The organism is Sorangium sp. So ce204 (assembly GCF_051526795.1).
Classification (GTDB): Bacteria; Myxococcota_A; Polyangia; order Polyangiales; family Polyangiaceae; genus Sorangium; species Sorangium cellulosum_B.
Genome location: NZ_CP150317.1, coordinates 13,368,799 through 13,388,313, shown reverse-complemented (window position 1 = coordinate 13,388,313; position 19,515 = coordinate 13,368,799). Strand labels below are relative to the sequence as shown.

General features: G+C 74.5%; 11 protein-coding genes. 6 read left to right on the top strand and 5 right to left on the bottom strand.

From position 1 onward, the window contains the following. Positions 1-38 precede the first annotated feature (38 nt). Together WMF22_RS50795 and WMF22_RS50790 are read right to left on the bottom strand one after the other, a co-directional pair. Complete coding sequence (locus WMF22_RS50795) at positions 39-974, bottom strand: DNA-methyltransferase (RefSeq protein ID WP_437297054.1); 936 nt, start codon at positions 972-974, stop codon at positions 39-41. Beyond that, positions 971-1,879 (bottom strand): penicillin-insensitive murein endopeptidase, encoded by a 909-nt coding sequence (locus WMF22_RS50790; protein WP_437297053.1) that lies wholly within the window; start codon positions 1,877-1,879, stop codon positions 971-973. Before WMF22_RS50790 ends, WMF22_RS50795 begins: the two co-directional genes overlap by 4 nt. Positions 1,880-2,398: 519 nt before the next feature. Here WMF22_RS50790 and WMF22_RS50785 point away from each other — a divergent pair. Then, positions 2,399-3,949 (top strand): hypothetical protein, encoded by a 1,551-nt coding sequence (locus WMF22_RS50785; RefSeq protein ID WP_437297052.1) that lies wholly within the window; start codon positions 2,399-2,401, stop codon positions 3,947-3,949. 223 nt (positions 3,950-4,172) lie between these two features. Here WMF22_RS50785 and WMF22_RS50780 read toward each other — a convergent pair whose 3' ends face one another. Next, complete coding sequence (locus tag WMF22_RS50780; RefSeq protein ID WP_438034430.1) at positions 4,173-4,928, bottom strand: hypothetical protein; 756 nt, start codon at positions 4,926-4,928, stop codon at positions 4,173-4,175. Here WMF22_RS50780 and WMF22_RS50775 point away from each other — a divergent pair. The 3 genes from WMF22_RS50775 to WMF22_RS50765 all read left to right on the top strand — a co-directional run bounded on the left by WMF22_RS50775 (position 4,888) and on the right by WMF22_RS50765 (position 15,498). Further along, the gene (locus WMF22_RS50775; protein WP_438034429.1) at positions 4,888-10,779 is read left to right on the top strand and encodes a cellulose synthase; all 5,892 of its coding nucleotides are present in this window, start codon (positions 4,888-4,890) and stop codon (positions 10,777-10,779) included. The genes WMF22_RS50780 and WMF22_RS50775 overlap by 41 nt on opposite strands. A gap of 635 nt (positions 10,780-11,414) precedes the next feature. After that, positions 11,415-12,917, top strand: coding sequence for a protein kinase domain-containing protein (locus tag WMF22_RS50770; protein ID WP_438034428.1), 1,503 nt, complete (start codon positions 11,415-11,417; stop codon positions 12,915-12,917). 172 nt (positions 12,918-13,089) lie between these two features. Then, on the top strand, positions 13,090-15,498 hold the full coding sequence (locus WMF22_RS50765) for a hypothetical protein (RefSeq protein WP_438034427.1): 2,409 nt from the start codon (positions 13,090-13,092) through the stop codon (positions 15,496-15,498). Between the two features lie 96 nt (positions 15,499-15,594). Here the strand turns inward: WMF22_RS50765 and WMF22_RS50760 are convergent, their stop codons facing one another. Further along, a complete protein-coding gene (locus WMF22_RS50760; RefSeq protein ID WP_438034426.1) occupies positions 15,595-16,485 on the bottom strand; it encodes a Uma2 family endonuclease in 891 nt (296 codons plus the stop codon). A gap of 143 nt (positions 16,486-16,628) precedes the next feature. Beyond that, positions 16,629-16,895 carry a hypothetical protein gene (locus WMF22_RS50755; protein ID WP_437297046.1) on the bottom strand — a complete coding sequence of 89 codons (267 nt, stop codon included), beginning with the start codon at positions 16,893-16,895 and terminating at the stop codon, positions 16,629-16,631. 703 nt (positions 16,896-17,598) lie between these two features. Here WMF22_RS50755 and WMF22_RS50750 point away from each other — a divergent pair. After that, positions 17,599-18,249 (top strand): hypothetical protein, encoded by a 651-nt coding sequence (locus tag WMF22_RS50750; RefSeq protein ID WP_438034425.1) that lies wholly within the window; start codon positions 17,599-17,601, stop codon positions 18,247-18,249. Positions 18,250-18,385: 136 nt separating this feature from the next. Beyond that, the gene (locus tag WMF22_RS50745; RefSeq protein WP_438034424.1) at positions 18,386-19,489 is read left to right on the top strand and encodes a serine/threonine-protein kinase; all 1,104 of its coding nucleotides are present in this window, start codon (positions 18,386-18,388) and stop codon (positions 19,487-19,489) included. Positions 19,490-19,515: the final 26 nt, after the last annotated feature.

The window sequence follows — 19,515 nt, the reverse complement described above, 5'->3', positions numbered from 1 at the left end:
TGAGCTGCGCTCGGCGGTCCCCTCACGACGCTCGCCCGTTACGGTGCAACCCCGTCGCCCGGCGCCGGCGGGACCTCCAGCGCCGTGTACACGATCCCCTCGCGGTCGAGCCGCTCCCGCGCCGTCGCGAAGGCGAGCGGGCTCCGGTCGCCGCCGACGAAGCGGCGGCCGAGGCGCGCGGCCGCGACGAGGGTGGTGCCGCTCCCGCACATGAGATCGGCGACGGTCGCGCCGGGCGCGGAGGACGCGCGGACGATGCGCTCCAGCAGCCGCTCCGGCTTCTGCGTGGGGTAGCCGGTGGCCTCGCGGCGCAGCGGGGTGTTGGCGACCATCCCGGGAATGTCGCTCCACACGCTCCCGAGCCGGCGGCCCTCGTCGGCGTAGTACCTGTACGCCTTGCCGCCGAGGATCCGCTCGCGGTACAGGCGGCCGTCCTCGTCGCGGTGCTTGAAATGCATCGCGAGGCTGGTCTCGGCGTACGGCTCGCGGAGCGTCGGATCCGCGGCGTTGTAGACCACCTGGCCGCGCTCGCTCGCGGCGCGCGCGTAAAGGAGGATCGTCTGGTGCGTGACGGAGAAGCCGCGCGCGCCCCGGCCGCCGTTGCCGGGCGCCCAGATGATCTCGCCGAGGAAGGCGCCGCGGCCGAACAGGCGATCACACGCGACCTTCGCGTCGTGGACCGCGCGGTGATCGAGGTGCAGGTACAGCGTCGCGCCCTCGGTCATGCGATCGCGGATGGCCTCGAGGCGCGGCGCGAGCATCGCGACGAGCGCGTCGGCGCTCGCGCGATCGTCGTACGCGTCGGGCCCGCTCTCCGGCCTGCGCCGGCCGCGCGCCTGGCCGCGCGCCGCCCGCGCGGTCATCGTCGTCCCGACGCCGAAGGGAGGATCGAGGTAGACGAGATCGAACCGCACCTCCGCGGGGAGCGCCGCGCAGACGTCGGCCGCGTCGCCGTGCGCAAGGAGGTGGCTCACAGCGCGCTGTCGGGAGCCGCCACGCGAGAGCCCGCGGCGGCGCTTCCAGGCAGGAGGTCGTCGAGCAACGCCGCGGCGAGATCGCTGTCCGACGGCGCGATGAGCTCTGGCACCGCCGGCAGCCACGGCCACCGCGGGCCGCCGCCGAGGCAGCCGGAGAGGGTCTCGTCGGGCGTGCAAGCGACGCGGAGGTGGATGTGATCGTCGTGGGCCGTGCTGTCGCCCGGCTGGAGCAGCACGCTCTCGGCGTACCAGATGAGCTCCGGGTCCTCGCCGAGCGCGCGCGCGTACTCGATGAGCAGCGCCTCGAGCCAGCGGGCCAGGAAGAGCCACTGGACGTGCGCCTCGGGCGAGCGGATGAGCGACTTCACGAGCAGCCACTCCCGCTCGACGTCGAAGCGGACGTACTGAGGCGCGCCGGCGCGCGGCGACGCGGGCTCCTCGGCGCCATCGCTGATCCGCCCGAGCCCGTCCGGCCCGATGGCGACGAAGCCCGGCGACCGCACAGGGCGGCCGTCCGGGGTCAGCGCGTAAAGCAAGAGGTCGGCGTCGCGCCCGGTGCGGTGGGACCGGTGCCCCCGCGTCGCGCCGCCGTAGCGCGCAGAGAGGTCGCCGACGACGAGCGGCGCGCCGCCCGGCCGCGCCAGCGCCACCTCCGCCGCGGCGCGCTGGACCGCGGCGACCAGCCCCGCCGTCCCCCACCGGATGCCGTTGCTGCGGAGCAGCCGGTAGCCCGGGCCCTGCTTCGGGAGCTCGACGGCGTCGGTGATGACGCCGTGGTGCGGGACGCCGATCGAGCCGCGGAGCGCGGGGGCGAGCGGCGTGGGCGAGGAGCCGACGCAGGCCGCGCAGCAGAGCGCGACGAGCCCGAGGAGGAAGGCGGCGAGGAGAGGACGGCTGGTCATCACGACGAAAGAGAGGAGGGCCGCGGCGCCAGGCGCCGGACGGACGAAGCTGACAGCCGCTCGTTAACCTCGCCGGCGGCGGAGGGGAAGTTCTCGGCTCACCAGGATGCCCGGAGCGCGGCGCGCGCCGCGATCGTGGGTCCAGCCGGCGACGCAGATGAGCTCGCCTGCGCGCGTGCGATCCCCATGAAAGTTCAGGTCGTTGATGATCCATGGAGGGGCCGTGTCGGGAGGCCCGTCGTGGACACGATCGGCCTGGTTCAAACGCACGCCGGGCCCGGGAACAAGATGGCTGTTTCGGTGATCGCTCGTCCTCCTGGCGGAGGTGAACTCGCAGGGTCCTGCGCCCCGAGTTGGTCCCTCGATGGTGGATATCGAGCATCGATGGATATCGGCACGACCCAGCGCGCGCGAACCGGCGTCGCGCCGCGCAGAGGCGGCCGAACTGCCACGCAGATCTGGCGCCGCAATACGCTCCCCCTGCCCTCGCGGAGCGATCAGCGCTAACACCCACGCCCCATGGATCCCGACCAGCGCGCCGCCCAGCGGAACACCAGCCAGGGGAGCACGGGCGCAGATCGACAGCCGCCGCCAGCGGACGAGCCCGAGGGCGTCGCCTGGAAGGGCGCGCTGGCCGTCGCCCTCGCCGTCGGTGGCCTCGTCGTGTGGCGCGCCTGCTCCGCCCCGGGAGGCGCCGCGAGCGACGCGCCCGCGCCGCCCAGCGCGAGCCCCGCGGCGTCCGCGCCGAGCGACGCCGACGATGCCGCCGCGGCGCAGCAGCCGGCGCCCCCGCGCTGCACGCCCGCGAGCCCGCCGCCGTTCGTCATCGGCGACGCGCCGCCCGCGCGCGGGGCCGAGCAAGGCGCGGGGGGCGGCGGCGCGGACGGCGTTGAAGACATCGCGCCGTTCGCCGTCGAGGTAGGCCGCGGGACGACGTTCTCCGGCGGGTTCGCCGTGGGCGCCCAGCGCGAAGCCGAGGGCGGGACCGTCGCGATGGTGGCCACGCTCTCGGCCGACGGCGCCCAGGGGAAGCTCGTCCGCCTCGCGCGATCGCGCGGAGACATGGATCCTCCGGTCGTCGCAGGCGCCGGGGGCGCGATCCTCGCCGCGATGCTCGAGCCGAACGCGGGCGGGCGCGCGATCAAGGTCGCCAGGGTCGAAGGGGACCACGTGACGTGGGGGGCCGAGCTCGCCGAGGGGCGGGACGAGTCGCTCGCGCTGGACATCGCCGCGTCCGGCGAGCGCGCGGTCATCGTCTGGGACGACGTGACCCGCGACGGCAAGCGATCGCGGATCATGCTCGCCTCCGCCGACGTGGGCACGCTGCGCTCCGTGACGTCGGCCCGCCCGGTCTCCCAGCCGAGCACCGACGCCGAGATGCCGCGCGTGCTCGGCCGGCCGGGCGGCTACTGGCTCGCGTACATCGCGCGCGCCGAGGAGCCGGCGCGAAAGGCCGCGGCCAAGATGGACGACGGCGACGAGGACACCGCCGCGGCAGGCGAGACGATCACCCACCAGTGGATCGAGGTGGTCCCCCTCGACGAGACGGGCGCGCTCACCGCGACGCCCCGCGCGGTCACCCCCAAGAACGGACACGTGCTGGCGTACGACCTGACGCTCGGCGACGACGACGGGCTCATCCTCGCCTTCCGGGACGACGACACCCCGAGCGGCTCGATCGGGGGGCGCATCAGCGCCGTGCTGGTGCGGCTCGGCGGCGCCAGCGAGCCGCGCGTGCTCGTCGGCGGCGATCGCGAGCAGGACGCCCCGCCCGAGGCCGCGCTGGGCCTGGGCGCCGGGGTGCCGGCGCTCGTTCCCGGCGCTCGAGGCCCGGCGAAGGCCGCGGGCGCAGCGGCATGGCTCGCGATCGCGAACGCGTCCGGCCCGACGCAGCTCGCGACGCTCACCGCGAGAGGCGAGCTCGACGGCGGGCTGCAAGCCGAGCCGGCCCTCGGGCGCGGCGAGCCGATCGCCGCCTCCGCGGATGCGCTGCTCGTGGCGCACCCGGCCGGAAAAGCGATGAAGCTCGCCTTGCTGCGCTGCGCGTCGACAGCACCGCTCAACAAGTAGGTCGCCCCTGTATCGGTAAGCGCGCGACGCCGGCGAGCAGGCGCATCGACTGTAGATTGAAGGCGCGTGGATGTGTAGCATCCGCGGCGGTGGCCCACGGGGACGATCCGCAACACGAAGCGTCGCGCCGGCCTGGTTTGCCGAGCCTGTCCGGATCGCCGGACGAAGGTGGCTGGGAAGCCAACGCCGACAACGCTCAAATGACGCGCGCGAGCGCGCAACCTCAGCCCGGCGCGAAGACGCTGCTCGTCGGCACGAGCACGTCGAGGCTCGGCGCGCCGTCGAGCGCGAGCGCGCCGGCAGACGGCGAACCGCTGCAGGCAGCCGCGAGCGCGCCGACAGGCGGCGAGCCGCCGCCGGCGACCGCGAGCGCGCCGACAGGCGACGGGCCGCTGCCGGCGGCCGCCAGCGCACCGACAGACGGAGAACCGCTGCCGGCGACGGCGAGCCCGCTGCCGCCGCCGAACCCGCCGCCGCTGCCGAGCCCGCCGCTCACCTCGATCCCGCCACCGCTGCCGAGCCCGCAGCTGGCCTCGAGCCCGCCGCTGCCGCCGAGCGCGCCGCCGCCAGGGCCAAACAAGACGCCGGCCCCGAGCGTACCGCCGCCGGTACCGAGCAGGCCGCCGCCGCTGATCCGCCGCAAGGACGGCAGCGTCGCGAGCGGGCCGCCACCGGCGCCGCCGTCGCTTGCGCCGCCATCGAGGCCACCGCCGCCGATGCCTCCGGGAGGCGCGTCCAGGTCCAAGACGACGGCGCCCCCTGGATCCCCCCCAGCCCGCCCTCCGGCGCGCGGCCCAGGCCAGCGCCCGCCGAGCCCGAACCGCGCCGCAACGCAGCCCGCTCCAGGCTCCGCCGCGAGCGCGGGCAAGCCGGCGCCGGGCTCCCAGCCGGGCGGCGCGGCCCAGGCGATCGCCGCCTTCGACGCAAGCACGACGCCGATGCCCATCTCGGTCGAGCCGACCGCGACGCCGCTGCCCATCTCGGTCGAGCCGACCGCGACGCCGCTGCCCATCTCGGTCGAGTCGATCGAGCCGGCGCCCATCTCGGTCGAGTCGATCGAGCCGGCGCTCGCACAGAGCGGCGCGCCCGCGCAGAGCGCTGCGCCCGCGCCCGTACAGAGCGCCGCGCCCGCGCAGAGCGCCGCACCGGCGCCCGTACAGAGCGCCGTGCCCGCGCAGAGCGCCGCGCCCGTACAGAGCGCCGCGCCCGCGCAGAGCGCCGCGCCGGCGCCCGCGCCAAGCGCGACGCGCACGCCGCTGCCAGGCGGCGCGCACGCGCCGAGCGCCACGCGCACGCCGCTGCCGGGCGGCGCGCCCACGCCGGGCGCCCCACGCGCGCCGCTGCCGGGCGGCGCGCCCACGCCGAACGCCACGCGCACGCCGATACCGGGCGTCACGCCGAACGCCGCGCATGCGCCGGGCGCCACGCCCGCGCCGAGCCCAGCGGCGCTCGCGCAAAACGCCGCGCATGCGGCGACCGTCCTGCACGCGCCGAGCGCCGCGCATGCGGCGACCGTCCTGCATGCGCCGAACGCCGCGCATGCGCCAGCGCCAGCGCCGAGCGCCGCGCACGCGCCCGCCCAGCCACCTCCGGCGCCCCGCTCGCAGCCGAACGCGCCCGAGGCGCCCGCGCAGAGCCCGCAGCTCGCCGCGCCGGACCTCGCCGCCGAGCTCCAGCAGCGCGCCGAGCGGCTCAAGGGCAGCGATCCGGTCGGCGCGGCGCGCGCCCTCGTCGAGCTCGGCATCCATGAAGAGCGGGTGCTCAAGAACCCCGCCGCCGCGCGCCGCTCGTACGAGCGCGCGCGACAGCTGTCCCGCACGCTCGAGCCGGCGCTCTCGCGGGTCCACCGCGTGCTCGACGCGCGCACCGAGCTCGCCCTCGCGCTCGAGGTCGTCGAGGACAAGCTCCGCGTCGCCGAGACCGACGCGCTCCGGGCCGACCTCCTCGCCGAGCGGGCGCGCCTGCTCCAGGCCCTCGGGCGGACGCCCGAGAGCTGCGAGGCGTTCACCGAGGCGCTGCGGCTCGTGCCGCTCCACGCCGCGTCGCTGCGCGGGCTCGAGATCGCCCTCCGGCGCGAGAGCGCCCGCGGCGCCGAGCAGGCGGCCAAGGACCTCGCCGCGCACCTCGACCGGCTCTCCGCCGCCTACGCCCCAGGGCGCGGGCGGCCGGACGGCGACGGCCAGCTCACCGCCTGGGTCCACGTCGAGCGCGCCGCCGTGCTCGATCGCAAGCTCTACAAGCCGGAGCTCGCCCTCGCGTCCCTCGAGGGCGCGATCGCGTTCGATCCAGGGCCTGGGCCCGTGCGGGAGGCGCTCCGCCGCCACCTCGTGCACCACGACGGCATCGTCGGCCTCGTCAGCGCGCTCTCCCTGGAGGCCGATCACGAGAGCGACGACGACCGCGCGGCGCGGCTGCTCTACACGGCGGCGCGGCTGCTCATCGACAAGATCCGCTCCCCGGCGGACGCGGTGCCCCTCCTCCGGCGCGCGTCGACGCGGGCCCCGGCCGGCTCGCCGACCGCGCGGCGCGTGGTCGGCGAGCTGATCCGCCTGCTCGAGGCGAACGGCATGCTCGAGCTCGCCGCCAACGTGCGCCAGAAGGAGCTCGCGCTCCTCACCGACAAAGAGGCGATCATCCACGAGCACGTCCGCCTCGCGGAGATCTACGACACCCTCGGGGGCGCAGAGCAGGCCGCGCTCCACGCGACGCGCGCGCTCGACCTCGATCCCGAGGACAGCTCGACGCGGGAGCGGCTCGACCGCGCCCTCCAGCGCCTCGGCCACCACGCCGAGCGCGTGGAGGTGTGGACCGCCGTCGCCAACGCCGACCGGCCCGCGCCCGTCCGGGTCGCGGCGCTGCTCCGCGCCGCGGACATCTCCGAGCGCCACCTGAAGCGGCGCGACGAGGCGCTCGCCATCCTGCGCGCCGCGTGGGCGATCGAGCCGGGCAACAGCTCGGTCTTCGACGCGCTCTCCGCCCTGCTCACGCCGGACGCCCTGGCCGTCGAGGAAGATCCGCGCGGCGTGCAGGCGCGGCTCGACCTGTACACGCAGGCCGCGAGCGCGACGGAGGACCCGACGCGCAAGATCGGGCTGCTCGAGAAGCTCGTCTCCATCTGGGAGGACGAGCTCGCCCAGCCCGCCCGCGCCGTGGAGGAGATCGAGAAGATCCTCGCGATCGACCCGGAGCGGCGCGCCGCGATCCTCGCGCTCCAGCGCAACGCCGCGCGCGCGGGCGACGCGCAGCGGCTCGCGCGCGCGCTCTGCGCCGAGGCCGAGCTCACGGGCAGCCCGCGCGAGCAGCGCAGGCTCCTCCTGCGCGCCGCCGACGTCACCGAGCTCAGGCTCGGCGATCGCGACCGGGCCTCGTCGCTGGTCGATCGCGCGCTCGCGATCGATCCGGCCGACCCCGACGCGCTGCGCGCGCGCGTCCGCCTCGACGAGCGCGCCGGCCGGTACGAGGAGGCGCGGCGCGCGCTGCTCAAGCTCATCCAGCGCGACCCCGCGGGAGACGCGGCGTTCAGCCTCTGGCTCGAGGTCGCGGGGCTCGACGAGCGGCGCCTCAAGCGGCCGCACAGCGCCGTGGAGTCGTACCGCGAGGCGGCGCGGAAGCGGCCCGCCCACCCGCTGCCGCGGATCGAGATCGCGCGGCTCCTCCGCGAGACCGGCAACTACGAGAAGCTCGTCGAGGTGCTCAGCTCGCTCGCCGACGAGGCGCAGCGGCCCGACGACCACGCGCGGCTGCTCTTCCAGGCGGCCGAGGTGCAGGAGCTCGCCCTCGGGCGCGATCAGGACGCCCTCCGCCTCCTCGCCCGCGCCGACGCGGCGCTCGCCTCGGGCCAGCACGATCCGGCGATCCTCGACGCGATGGAGCGCATCTACGTCCGCGCCGGCGGCGCAGGCGTCGGCGTCGGCCTCGGCGCGCCCGTCGCCCAGCGGCCCGCGACCGGCGCCCGCGCGCCCAGCCTGCCGGGGATGTCCGCCTCCATGATCGCGAGCGAGCTCGCCGGGCTGTACGCGCGCTGGCTCGAGCGCAAGCCGCCGGCGCTCGTCGATCACGCGCTCCGGATCTCCCTTGCGCTGGTCCTCGCGGACAGCAGCCCGCGCCAGGCCGTCGAGATCCTGGAGGGGCTCGTCGGGGTGGTGCCGAACCACGTCCCGGCGCTCCGCATGCTGGAGCAGCTCTATCGGCACCTCGAGGCGCCGACGTCGCTCGCGACCGTCCTGCGCGCGGAGGCCGACGTGTTCACCTCCGCCACCGCGCGCGGCGGCGCCCTCTGGGAGATCGCGTCGCTCGAGGAGCAGCTCGGGCCGAGCGCCGCGCTCGAGGCGCTCGCGCGCATCGTGAAGGAGGCGCCCGACGACGCGGCCGCCCACATGGCGATCCTCCGCATCGCCGCCAAGGCGAGCCCCGCGGATCCGATCGCGCCGCGGGCGCAGGCCCTCTTCGCCAGCGCCATCCGCGACAGCCGGGAGCTGACGCCCGATCCCATCGCGCGCGCCCTCTACAGCGTCGAGGAGGCGCTCCTCGCGGAGGCGCAGGCCGACGCGGACCTCGCCGCCGCCCGCGCGGCGCTCGCCGGCTTCCGCAACGCCCTCGGGCTGTGGCCGGAGAGCGTCATCGCGGCGCGCGGGCTCGATCGGCTCGCGCAGCGCCTCGGCGACCGCGCGAGCGTGATCGCGGCCCAGCTGGCGCTCGCCGATCTCGTCCTCGGAGCGCCCGCGCGCGCGATGCACCTCGTGCGCGCGGCGGAGCTCACCGCCGAGGACGCGTCCCCCGAGGGCCGCGCGCGCGCGCTCGATCTGTACGAGAGCGCGCTCCGCGCGGATCCGAGCTGCGTGGCCGCGGCGCGCGCGCTCGCCAGGGAGCTCGCGGGCGATCCCCAGCGGCTCACCGACCGGCTCGGCGAGGCGCTCGGCAAGGCCGCGAGCCGCGAGGCGATCTCGCTGCTCGGCACGGAGATCGCCCGGTCGGTGCTGCAGCACCACGGGCGCCCGGGCGCGATCGACGCCGGCGTGGGCATCGCGGCCGTCCGGCGGGTCATCGAGACGCTCCCGAACGACGCGGCCGCGCTGCTCCTGCTCGCGCGGCTGCTCACCGCGCAGCGCGTCTGGCTCGAGGCGCGCGACGCCCTGAAGCGCACGGTGGCCGCGGCGACGGACGCCGAGACCAAGATCGCGGCGCAGTTCCTGATCGCCGACCTGTACGAGGGCGCGCTCGCGAACCCGGCGCTCGCCCAGGACGCGCTCCAGGCGGTCCTGTCGCTCGACGCGCAGAACCGTCCCGCGCTCGAGCGGCTGCACAAGCTCGGCGTCACGCGCGGCGACCACGCGCTCGCGCTGCGCGCGCTGGGGCGCCTGGTCGAGCTGTCGCCCGACCCGGGCTCCCGCGTCGAGGCCGCCCTGCGCCTCGCGGACGCCTACCGCGACGCCGGCGACACGGCCGGCATGGTCCGCACGCTGTGCGACGCGATCGTGAGCGCGCCCGGCGGCGACACGCGCGGGTGGGTGGCGCTCGCCCGCCTGTACCGCGTCGACACGAGCGAGGGCGCGGCGGCCTACGCCAAGGCGCTCGCGCAGCTGCTCGAGATCGCCGAGTCGCGCCGCATCCCGGCCGATCCGCGCTGGCTGACCACGCTCGGCCTGCTCGAGTCGACCCTGCTCGTGCGGCCTCGCGACGGGCTCGCGCGCCTCCAGCAGGCCGTCGCGCTCCCGGGCGCGCCGCCCGAGTCGCGCACCGCGCTCGGCCGCGGGCTCGAGGCCGCGGGCCGCAACGCGGAGGCGGTCCAGGTGCTGCGGGACGTCCTGACGCCCGATCCGGAGGTCTTCACGCGGCTCCCGGACCTCGGCCCGGCGCTCGCCGCGCTCGAGGCCGCGCTCGCCAAGGACGGGCGCGCGGAGGAGCGGATCACCGTGGAGGAGGTCCGCGCCTGCCTCGGCGAGGTGTCGCTGGACCGCATGTCCCGGCTCAGGGGCCGGCGCGTCCCGTCGGAGGCGCCGTACGCCGGGGCCTTCGCGGGCCCCGAGATGGGCCGGCTGCTCCTCCCGGAGGCCCGGAGCCCGTGGATCGACGTGGCGCTGGCGATCGCGCCGATCGCCGCGAAGGCGATCCGCTTCGAGCTGAGCAACTTCGGCATCAGCTCGCGCGAGCGGATCAGCCCGCGCGACAACCACCCGACGCGGCATCTCGCCGAGCGGGTGGGCCGCGCGCTCGGCGTCGAGGCGTTCGAGCTCTACCTCGTCCCCTCGTGGCAAGGAGCCGCCCGCGTCTTCCCGGGTGATCCCCCTGCCCTCGTCGCGCCGACGTCGTTCATGGAGCTCCCGGAGCTCGAGCAGACGTTCGCGCTCGCCCGCCTCTTCGCCCGCATCGCGGTCGGCTTCACGTTCCTCGACGAGATCCCGGCCGAGGCGACCGACGGCCTGCTGCTGGCGTCGATCCGCACGATCGATCCCGGCTTCGGGTCGGGCGCCATCTCGCCCCCGCGCGAGCACGCCGCGCAGCAGATGCTCCCCGGCGTGCAGCGGGCGATCGGGCGCCGCCAGCGCAAGATGCTCGAGGAGCTCGCGTCGACCGTCGCTGTGTCGTACGACGCGCGCGCCTTCGTCCTCGGCCTGCGCCGGAGCGAGCACCGCATCGGCTACCTGCTCTGCGGCGACGCGCTCGCCGCGATCGACTACCTCCGCCGGTACGATCGCGACATGGCCCGCTCGACCGAGGAGCCCCGCCTGCTCCTTCAACACCCGGTGTCGAACGAGCTCCTGCGCTACGCGCTCTCGGCCGAGGCCTACACCGAGCGCCGGCGCGCCGGATCCATCTGGCCCGCCGTCTGAGCGGCACGCGCCCGCTGCGGATACGGGCCCACCTCGACGTTTTCGGTGCTCGGCGTGCTGGAGCACGCCTGCGCGCCGAAAACGCCGATCTGGGCCCGTCTCCTGTGCGGGCGCGCGCCGCTCGGCGGGGCGCATTCCAGGGCGGATGAGCTCGGCGGGGTGCGTTCCAGGGTGGATGAGCTCGGCGGGGCGCATTCCGGGGCGGAGGAGCTCGGCGGGAGCGTTTCAGGGCGGATGAGGTCGGTGACGAGGGGGCTTCACCAGGGATGAGCTCGGTGAGGGGCGCGCCACGATGGATGAAGGAGCGGTGGTGACGCGGCTTGGCATGGTGTGTTTCATGACCGGTGAAGTTCGATGTCGAGAAGATATCGGTGCTTCTGCGGTAACAGGGACGTACAGGGGGCCGGTGATGTTATGTGGCTCCCGGGGTCGCGGTGGGCAACCGAACATCCGTGTTGAAAAGATCACCGCGCTTTTGCGGCGACAGGGACGTACACACGAGCACCTATGTCGTATGGCGCGCCGGGGTGCGCGGGGCTGCGTCGAACACGTAATTGTCCGACCGGAGCGGTGTTTGGGCGTTTGAGGCGCGCGGAGAAGGTCAGGAGGACGGCGCGTGGTATCCTGATCTCCGCGTGAGCAATCCGCTGATGCCAGGCGCCCTGGTGGCGAGTCGCTATCGGGTCGATCGCCAGCTGGCCGAGGGAGGCATGGGGGTCATCTGGGCCGCCACCCACCTCGCGGACGGCGAACGTGTGGCGCTGAAGCTGCTGCGCCCCGGCACGGCGGAGGACGCGTCGACCCGGCGGCGCCTCGTCCGGGAAGCGCGCGCGGCGGCGGCTGTCGATCACCCGAACGTGCCATCCATCCACGACGTGCTCGAGCTCGACAACGGGACGCCGTTCCTCGTCATGGATCTGCTCGAGGGGGAGTCGCTCCGCGACAAGCTGCTGCGCGAGGCGCAGATCCCGCTCCCCGAGCTGTCGCGCATCCTGCTGCCGGTCATCTCGGCCGTCGGCACCGCGCACGCGCTGGGGATCGTCCACCGCGACCTCAAGCCCGACAACATCTTCCTGCTCACGCCCGACGCGGCCGCGCCACGAGGCTCGCCCGGCACAGCCGCTCACGCCGCCGAGGAGCACCCGAGCGGCGCGGCGGCGCGCGGCTCCGCGGACGCGCCGGAGGCCGCGCAGCACGACGCCCGCGTCAGGGTGCTCGACTTCGGCATCGCCAAGGTCACCGCGGCGCCCGGCGAGACCAGCTGGTCCTGGGGTCGCACCGGGAGCGGCGAGATGCTCGGGACCCCGTACTACATGTCGCCCGAGCAGATCCTCGGCGAGCACGACGTGGATCACCGCGCCGACATCTGGTCGCTCGGCGTCATCCTCTACGAGTGCCTCACCTCGGTGCGGCCCACCGAGGCCGAGAACATGGGCAAGGTGATGAAGCGCATCCTGACCGGCTCCATCCAGCCGATCGGCGAGAGCGCGCCGACGCTGCCCGCCGACGTCGCAGCCATGATCGATCGCATGCTCAGCCCGGACCGCGCGCAGCGCCCGGCCGATCTCCGCGAGGTAGGCGCGCTCCTCGAGCGCTACGCGGCCGCCGCCCTCCGCCCCTTCGGCCCCCCGGCGGCGCCCAGGGTTCCGGAGAGCGACTCGCTCGTGCCCAGCGCCCGCGCGAGCGACCCGCTCGTGCCCAGCGCCCGCGCGAGCGGCTCGCTCGCGCCCGACGCCCGCATCAGCGACGCGTTCCCGGCCAGCACCGCCGATCTGGACGGGGACGCGTCGACCGCGACGCTGCGCGCAGGCAGCCTCCTGCCAGCGCCCCCCTCGAGCAACCGGCCCCGCGCGCGCGGCGCCGGAGCGGCCTCCCTGGAGGCGCCGCCCGGCGCCGCGGCGCTCTGCTCGCCGGCGACGGCCGGCGCCACCGCCGCGCTCGCCGGAGAGGGGGCGGTCGCCTCGCCGGCAGGGACACGCCGCGCGAAGCGCGCAGGGATCAAGCTCGTCGCCGCCGGCGTGCTCATCGCCGCCGGAGCAGGCTTCTCCCTGCTTCGCTGCTCCGCCTCGTCAGCGCAAGAGTCGCCCCGCCACCCCGTCATCGCGCCATCGAAGCGCGCGCCATCGAACGAGCAGTGATCTGGTCGACTCCGGATCTGCCGGAGAGCCATTGAGGGAGCTGCCTGAACGAGCCAGTGTCGAGCTCGCCAAGATCCGGTTGTGATGCGATACGCCAGCGTTCTGCCGGATCGGATTCCTGTTGCGCCTGGATCTTGAACGCGGCGACGCTCCCCCACCTCAGGAGAGCGTCATGCCCAGCGATGTCATCGTCCGGATCCGTTCGCCCCGAGGGTTCGTCGACCTGCCTGGCACCGTGGATGCCGTCGGGCCAGCCGCGTCGTCCGCCTTCGAAGAGCGAAAATCCGCGCCAGGCATTCACCTGCTCGCGGTCGCGATGAGCGACAGCGATCATGCCATCTCGCTCTCGGCGCCGGTCCCCGGGGACAGCCTTGCGGCGCTCCGGGAGCGCGAGGGCAAGGCGGTGCTCATCGTGTTTCCCGGCCGCTCGCCCGTGCGTCGACGGCTGCGCGCCGTCGCCGTCTCCAGCGTCGAGGTCGTGCCGGATCCGGGCGTGGCGTCGCAGGCGGCGCCGATCGACCTGAACGCGGGGCGCGAGGGCGCCGCGCCGCTCTGGCTCCTGCCCGCCGGGGTGTTCAGCGCGAGCCCGACCCTCGGCCCCGACGGGCCCGCCGCCCGCGATGCCCTCGTCACCGCGGCCCGGTGGATCTCGTCGCGCCGGACGAGCACGCTCACGCAGCTCTTCCCGCCGAGCGCGTTCCACCCGGAGGAGCCGGCGCGCAAGGAGCGGCTCTCGGCGCGCCGGGGCGCGGCGCTGCTGGATCAGGCGCGCGCGGCGCTCGAGATCGCGACCGTGGGCGGCGAGAAGGCGAGGCGCGATCCGACCGCCGCCGCGACCCTGCGCTCGGCGGCGACGACCATCCTCGCGCACCTCATCGCGACGTCGCTGGACGACCGCGGCTTCGCGCCGGTCGCGGAGCGCGCCGCCGAGGAGATCCTCGCGCTCATCGAGAGGGAGGCGGGCGACGAGACCGCCCGGCCGGCGCTGCGCGCGCACGCGATCCACCTGCTCCAGCTGCGCGCCCCGGGGCTCACGGCGGCCCAGCAGGAGCGAGCGCGGGGGCTCGTCCGCGGGCTGCTCCGCGAGGCGCCGCCGTACGACGAGCTCACGGGACCGTGGAACCTCGCGATGTGCGGCGCCTCGGAGTTCCACGAGGGCGAGTGCAACATCCTCGTGTCGACCCACGGCTTCAAGGAGATCGCCCTCCCGCCCGAGGCGCCCCCGTCGCCGAACGCCTCGAGCCCTTACCGCGCCTTCGAGGCCCCCTTCAAGACGCCCGCCGGCGAGCCCATCCGCGTCTTCGCCCGCGCCGCGACCCCGCGCGACGAGAACCTGGAGATGGGGATGGCGTTCTTCATCGGGGTGCACATCAACCGGCACGCCCAGCTCGGCGCCTTCGACCTCCGCGCGGCCGCGGTGCAGGTGAAACAGGAAGGGTACAAGCTGATGATGAACTCGCAGTGCGCGGGGCTCACCACGCGCTTTGCCGTCTCCCAGATGTTCCCGGACGCCGACATCTACTCTTCGTGGGACTCGACGTACTTCAGGACCGGACCGGACGGGGTGGTCACCTCGTCCGAGGGGGTCGACTGCTTCGTCGCCGCGCTGCGCGGGATGAGCAAGCGCGCGTCGCACGCGGAGCTCGACGCGCGCCTCCGGAAGGCACAGTGGCCCCACCCGCAGGCGCAGATCGCCGGGTTCTCGCAGTTCGTCGGGCCCTCACACCCGCTCGTCGTCGCCCGCTACTCCGACGTGAACCGGGACGGGCGCGCGGACTACTACGACGGATTCCTCGACTTCCAGCTCGCGGACATCGCCGAGGACATCGAGGCCTCGATGACGCCGCGCGACCCGGGGGTGAGCGCGTCGCAGATCGGCGGCGACGGCGCGGCGGGCCTCAACTGGGCGGCGGGCAGCCTCAATCGCGTCGCGCAGTACTCGGACATCTGGGCGGGGCTCGCGGGCCAGAGCGAGCTCTACTATGCCTTCCAGTCGGGGGGCTTCTTCAGCCACCGCGAGCCGCCCCACGACGTGCCCGCGGGCGGCGCCGTGCAGCAGGATCTCGGGCGGCTCCCGGTCATCACCCGCTTTCAGCAGAGCGAGGAGGCGCTCGGCGGCCTCTCGGTCGAGGTCATGTTCCACAGCCACCTGAGCCACGCGGCAAAGGAGCTGAAGCGCCTGCTCTGCGCGGCCGACGCCATGCGCCGCGCCTTCGATCTCGGCCACCTCGCGGGCGAAGGGGAGCTGTCCACGCCGAGGGGGCAGCGCTGCGCCATGCTGCTCACCATGGCTGGCCTCTTGGAGTTCCCGGCGGACCAGAACCGCATCGACGGCCTGTGGTCGATGGCGCTCAAGGCGCTGCGGCTCCCGGAGGTCTCGCGGAGCGCGGTGCGCGCCTGCATCACGGACGAGGATCACGAGATGTCGAACTACTACGGGTCGCAGCGCGGGCTGGCGCAGCTCCTTGCGGCGCTCGAGAAGAGCGATCCGGGGGCGTTTCAGCAGCTCGGGAGCGAGGATCCGCTCGTGGGGAGGCTTTCGGAGATAGAGCTTTCGGCCGAGGGGAAGCCGGAGGGCTGAGCTCGAGAGCGCAGGTGGGGGGCCGAGGCGGTCGTCGCACGCGTCGTGCTGGCGCAGCTCGTGACGGCCGGACGGAGACAGGGTGAGGGCGCAGCGCTACCGAGCGCGGGCGAGCAGCGCCTCGAGCTCCCGGATGCGCCGCTCGGCGGCCTCGCGGGCCGTGCGCTCGGCCTCGGCGTCCCGCTGCGCGGCTTCGGCCTTGCGCTGCGCGGCTTCGGCCTTGCGCTGGGCGCGCGCGGCCTCCCGGCGGGCAGCTTCCTTGGCGGAGCGCTCCGCCTCTTCCGGGGTCAACCAGCGCTCCGCGCCGGCCTCGTCGGTGCTGAGGTCGAACGACGCGCCGGCCGGCGTCCGCGCGGCGTGAAGCCAGCCCCGGACGAGCTCCGACCATGCGGGCCCCTCGCCGGCATGCACCTGCGCGAGCACAGCGTCGTCCACGCGGCGCCAGATCTGGATGCGGAACAGGCCGCCGTGGGCGCGCGGGCCCTCGTGGAACGGGTCGAGGATCCACAGCTCCTCGACCCCGCAAGCCGCATACTTCTGCGGCGCAATGACGTAGTCCTTCGTCGGGTGCTGCGCGCTGACGATCTCCACGGCGAGCCGCGGCGCGACATGGCCCTTCTTCCAGAGCCTCAGGCTGCGCACCGCGTCCCCCTCCGGGGGCGGCGGCTCGACGACGTAGACGTCCGGGTCGACCCCGAGCTGCGGGAGCTGGCGGTCCCAGCGGACGGCGAGGTTGCGGCCTATCTTCACGGTGCGCGCGGCACGGGCTGCCCAGCCGAGCAACAAGCCGCGGATGCGCTCGCTCAACAGATCGTGGGGGCTGGACTCGGGCACCGTCTCCTCCGTCAGCACCCAGCGCTCGAGATCCGGGACGACCTCGGAGCAGCGGATCACGCGGAGAGACGGCGGCATCGGCCCGGAAGGTAGCACGGGGCTGGGGGCGCGCTGCGCGGCGGGCAAGGTCGGCGGAATCCTGGGTGCGGTCATGGCAACACCTCCCCCCCGGGCGCGGAAGGGGCCGCGCTGCGGGGTGTCTCTGTTAAGGAGTTCCGGGCGGGCGGGGCGGGTGATTTCGGAAAATGCGTCGCCGCGTCGTGAGCGCCCGAGCGACGCCATCGGTCAGTGCGTCTTCATTCGACGTAGAGCATGGGGGTCCAGCTGCTGCAGGCGCCGGAGGTCATTGCGGTGCACCGCGTGTGACGAATGGCACCGGATGTGCCAGAACCACCGCCGGTCGAGTCGAGCACGTAGGCGAGCTCCACGGAGGCCGCTGCCGAGGTGCCGGCGCCCACGCCGCGGGCCAGCGCCGGAGAGCCCACGATGCGGATGCCGCTGACGGGCTGCGTCGCCGTCGACCAGCTGCCACTGCCGCTCGGGTTGAAGAACCTAGTATACAACGTTCCCGCTGACCCGCTGGAGCTCGATCGGTAGGCCATCACGACAAGCCCCCCGTCGAGAGCGGCGAGCGCGACCTGATGACTCGTCGTAAGCGTTCCGATTCGCAGCAACGGGCTCAACGTCGTCGTTCCCGTCCGCCTCCTCCAGTACATTCCCCCTGCCGAGTCAACGAGGACCACCCAGCAGATCGGCCCCGCTCCCGCCGCGGAAGGCGATGATCGAGGACGGCACGGTCGAGGACGGCGTGCCCCCTGAAACGTTCGTGCTGAGCACAGGCTCAAGCACCCATGCATTCTCGGCGTTCCTTTCCCTCGCCCGGATTTCCAGGACGTCCGACCCGTTCACCCTGATGCCATGCGTGTAGACCATCGCCGGGCGGTCCGACGGTGGTGCCGCGATATCAGGTGCCAATTCTGACCTGGTCGTGTCCTCGACGTACCCGAAAGGTTGCCAGGCATTGCCAGCAAACCCTCGCCGGGATGGAAGTGGGCTCCGAGGATGTCGTCCGCGCCGCCGAGCAACAGCACGGTGTGCGCCTGGCATGTTCCGGGAATCATGATGTTTCCCGTGCAGAAGGCGCCAGCGATGCAATCCGTGTCCGCGTTGCAGCTCGTCAGACATTGACTACCCGCCCACGCGTAGAGGTCACAAAGCGCAGTGTTCGCCGGGCAGTCTGCCGAGGCACCCGTGCACGACTCGGCCATGTCGCACCCGCCCGCCGCCGCGCGGCACTCCGTCCCGCTCGCCCTCACGCTCGTGGCGGCGATCGTCGCCGAGCGGGGGCGACGGCAGCTACGGCGGGCTCTCGAGGACACGCGGCGCGCGCTCACCGCGGAAGGAGAGGCGGCCCATGCCGCGTCGGCGCGGGAGCGCGAGGCCGAGGCCATGCGCAGCGGCGCGGAGGCCGCTCGCCATGCACGGGACGCAGCGCAGCGCGAGGCTGCAGCGGCGCGGCAGGCGCAAGACGCGGCCCAGCGCGACGCCGCGGCCGCGCTGCGCGAGGCCGCAGCGGCGCGGCAGGCGCAGCACGCGGCGCACGCCGCCCTGGAGTCGGCGAAGGCTGTCGCAGAAACGGAGCGCCAGGCTGCGCTGGAGGAGGCCCGGCAGGCGAGCGCCGAGCGGGACTCGTTCGCGCTGGAGGTGCGGGTGCTGCGAGCGGAGCTCTCGACGGCGCGCAAGCCTGTCGAGAAGGCGCCGCAAGCGGCGGAAAAGCTCGCGGGGACCTCCGTGAAGCCGAGGGCGCCGAAGACATCCGAGCAGCCGGGCAAAACGAGCTGGTGGTGTCAGCAATGCGGGCGAGGAGGGACGCGGCCCGAGCGGTGCGGCCTATCGCGGCCGATGGGTGGCAGATAGGTGCCGGGGAGCACCGCCGGACGAGCGCGATGCCGAGCTCGGGAGATCCGTCGCCGCACGCCCTTCGCGCGGCCGCCGCGCACGTCGGGTCTTGCAAAAAGGGCGGCGGAAGCGCTATCCCCGAGGACGGGACCTCATGTTGTGCCCTCGTTGCCACCGGCGGTACGCGGATGACCACCGCTTCTGCCCGCACGACGGAGAGAAGCTGGTCGCGAGCCACGACATCCGGCGGCTCCGGTCCCAGCCCACCGAGCACGTGGGCGCGATCGTCGCCGAGCGGTACCGGGTGCGGGGCCTGATCGGCAGCGGCGCCATGGCGCAGGTGTTCCTGGCGGAGGACACGAAGAGCGGCGCGCCCGTCGCGCTGAAGCTCCTGGAAACGAGGTTCCGCCGCGAGCCCAAGGTGAAGGCGCGGTTCCTCCTGGAGGCCAAGGCCGCGGCCACGGTCGTTCACCCGAACATCGTCGAGGTCCTCGACATCGGCCTCCATGAAGGGTCGCCTTACCTCGTGCTGGAGTTCCTCTTCGGCGAGTCGCTGAGCTCGCTGCTCCTGCGCGAGAAGCGGCTGTCCCCGGAGGCGGGCGTCCCCTTTCTCCTGCAGGCCGCGGCCGGGCTCGGCGCGGCCCACCGCGCGGGGATCGTCCACCGCGACGTGAAGCCCGCCAACGTGTTCCTCGTGGGGGAGAAGGGCGACGCCTGGGCGGCCAAGGTCGTCGATTTCGGGTTCGCGAAGCTGTACGAGCACTCGGGGCTCACGCAGGCCGGGGTGACCGTCGGCACCCTGGAGTACATGGCGCCGGAGCAGACCGTCAGCGACCCTCCCGACGGGCGCACGGACGTCTACGGCTTCGGCATGCTCATGTACCGGATGTTCACCGGCCGCCTCCCCTTCAGCGTCGCGCGGGCCTCCTCCCCTGCCCTGGCGCCCGCCATGGACGAGGCCGTGGTGCTGGCCAACCAGCTCGTCACGCCGCCCCCGCCGCTCAACCTGGGTGAGAGCCCGGCGTCGCGGGCGCTCGAGGCGGTGATCGCGAAGTGCCTGCGCAAGCGGCCGGAGAACCGATATCCCTCGATGGAGGCGCTCAGCGAAGATCTCGCCCGGCTCGGGCGGCCAGGCGCGCTGGCGGCGCACGCGCCGATCGCCTCGCCGGACGTGTACGCGGCGCAGACGCCCTATGGAGAGCACGCGGCGCGGTTCCTCTACAAGCAGCTCGGCAGGGTGTACGGCGACGCGCCGTAGCCGCGGCATGCCCGGAGCGCGCTCCC

Excerpts from the sequence above, each read along its gene's own strand:
- WMF22_RS50760 (WP_438034426.1), bottom strand. The coding sequence starts at position 16,485 with ATGACCGCACCCAGGATTCCGCCGACCTTGCCCGCCGCGCAGCGCGCC.
- WMF22_RS50750 (WP_438034425.1), top strand. The coding sequence starts at position 17,599 with ATGTCGCACCCGCCCGCCGCCGCGCGGCACTCCGTCCCGCTCGCCCTC.
- WMF22_RS50775 (WP_438034429.1), top strand. The coding sequence starts at position 4,888 with ATGCCCATCTCGGTCGAGCCGACCGCGACGCCGCTGCCCATCTCGGTC.
- WMF22_RS50780 (WP_438034430.1), bottom strand. The coding sequence starts at position 4,928 with ATGGGCAGCGGCGTCGCGGTCGGCTCGACCGAGATGGGCATCGGCGTC.
- WMF22_RS50765 (WP_438034427.1), top strand. The coding sequence starts at position 13,090 with ATGCCCAGCGATGTCATCGTCCGGATCCGTTCGCCCCGAGGGTTCGTC.
- WMF22_RS50785 (WP_437297052.1), top strand. The coding sequence starts at position 2,399 with ATGGATCCCGACCAGCGCGCCGCCCAGCGGAACACCAGCCAGGGGAGC.
- WMF22_RS50745 (WP_438034424.1), top strand. The coding sequence starts at position 18,386 with ATGTTGTGCCCTCGTTGCCACCGGCGGTACGCGGATGACCACCGCTTC.
- WMF22_RS50790 (WP_437297053.1), bottom strand. The coding sequence starts at position 1,879 with ATGACCAGCCGTCCTCTCCTCGCCGCCTTCCTCCTCGGGCTCGTCGCG.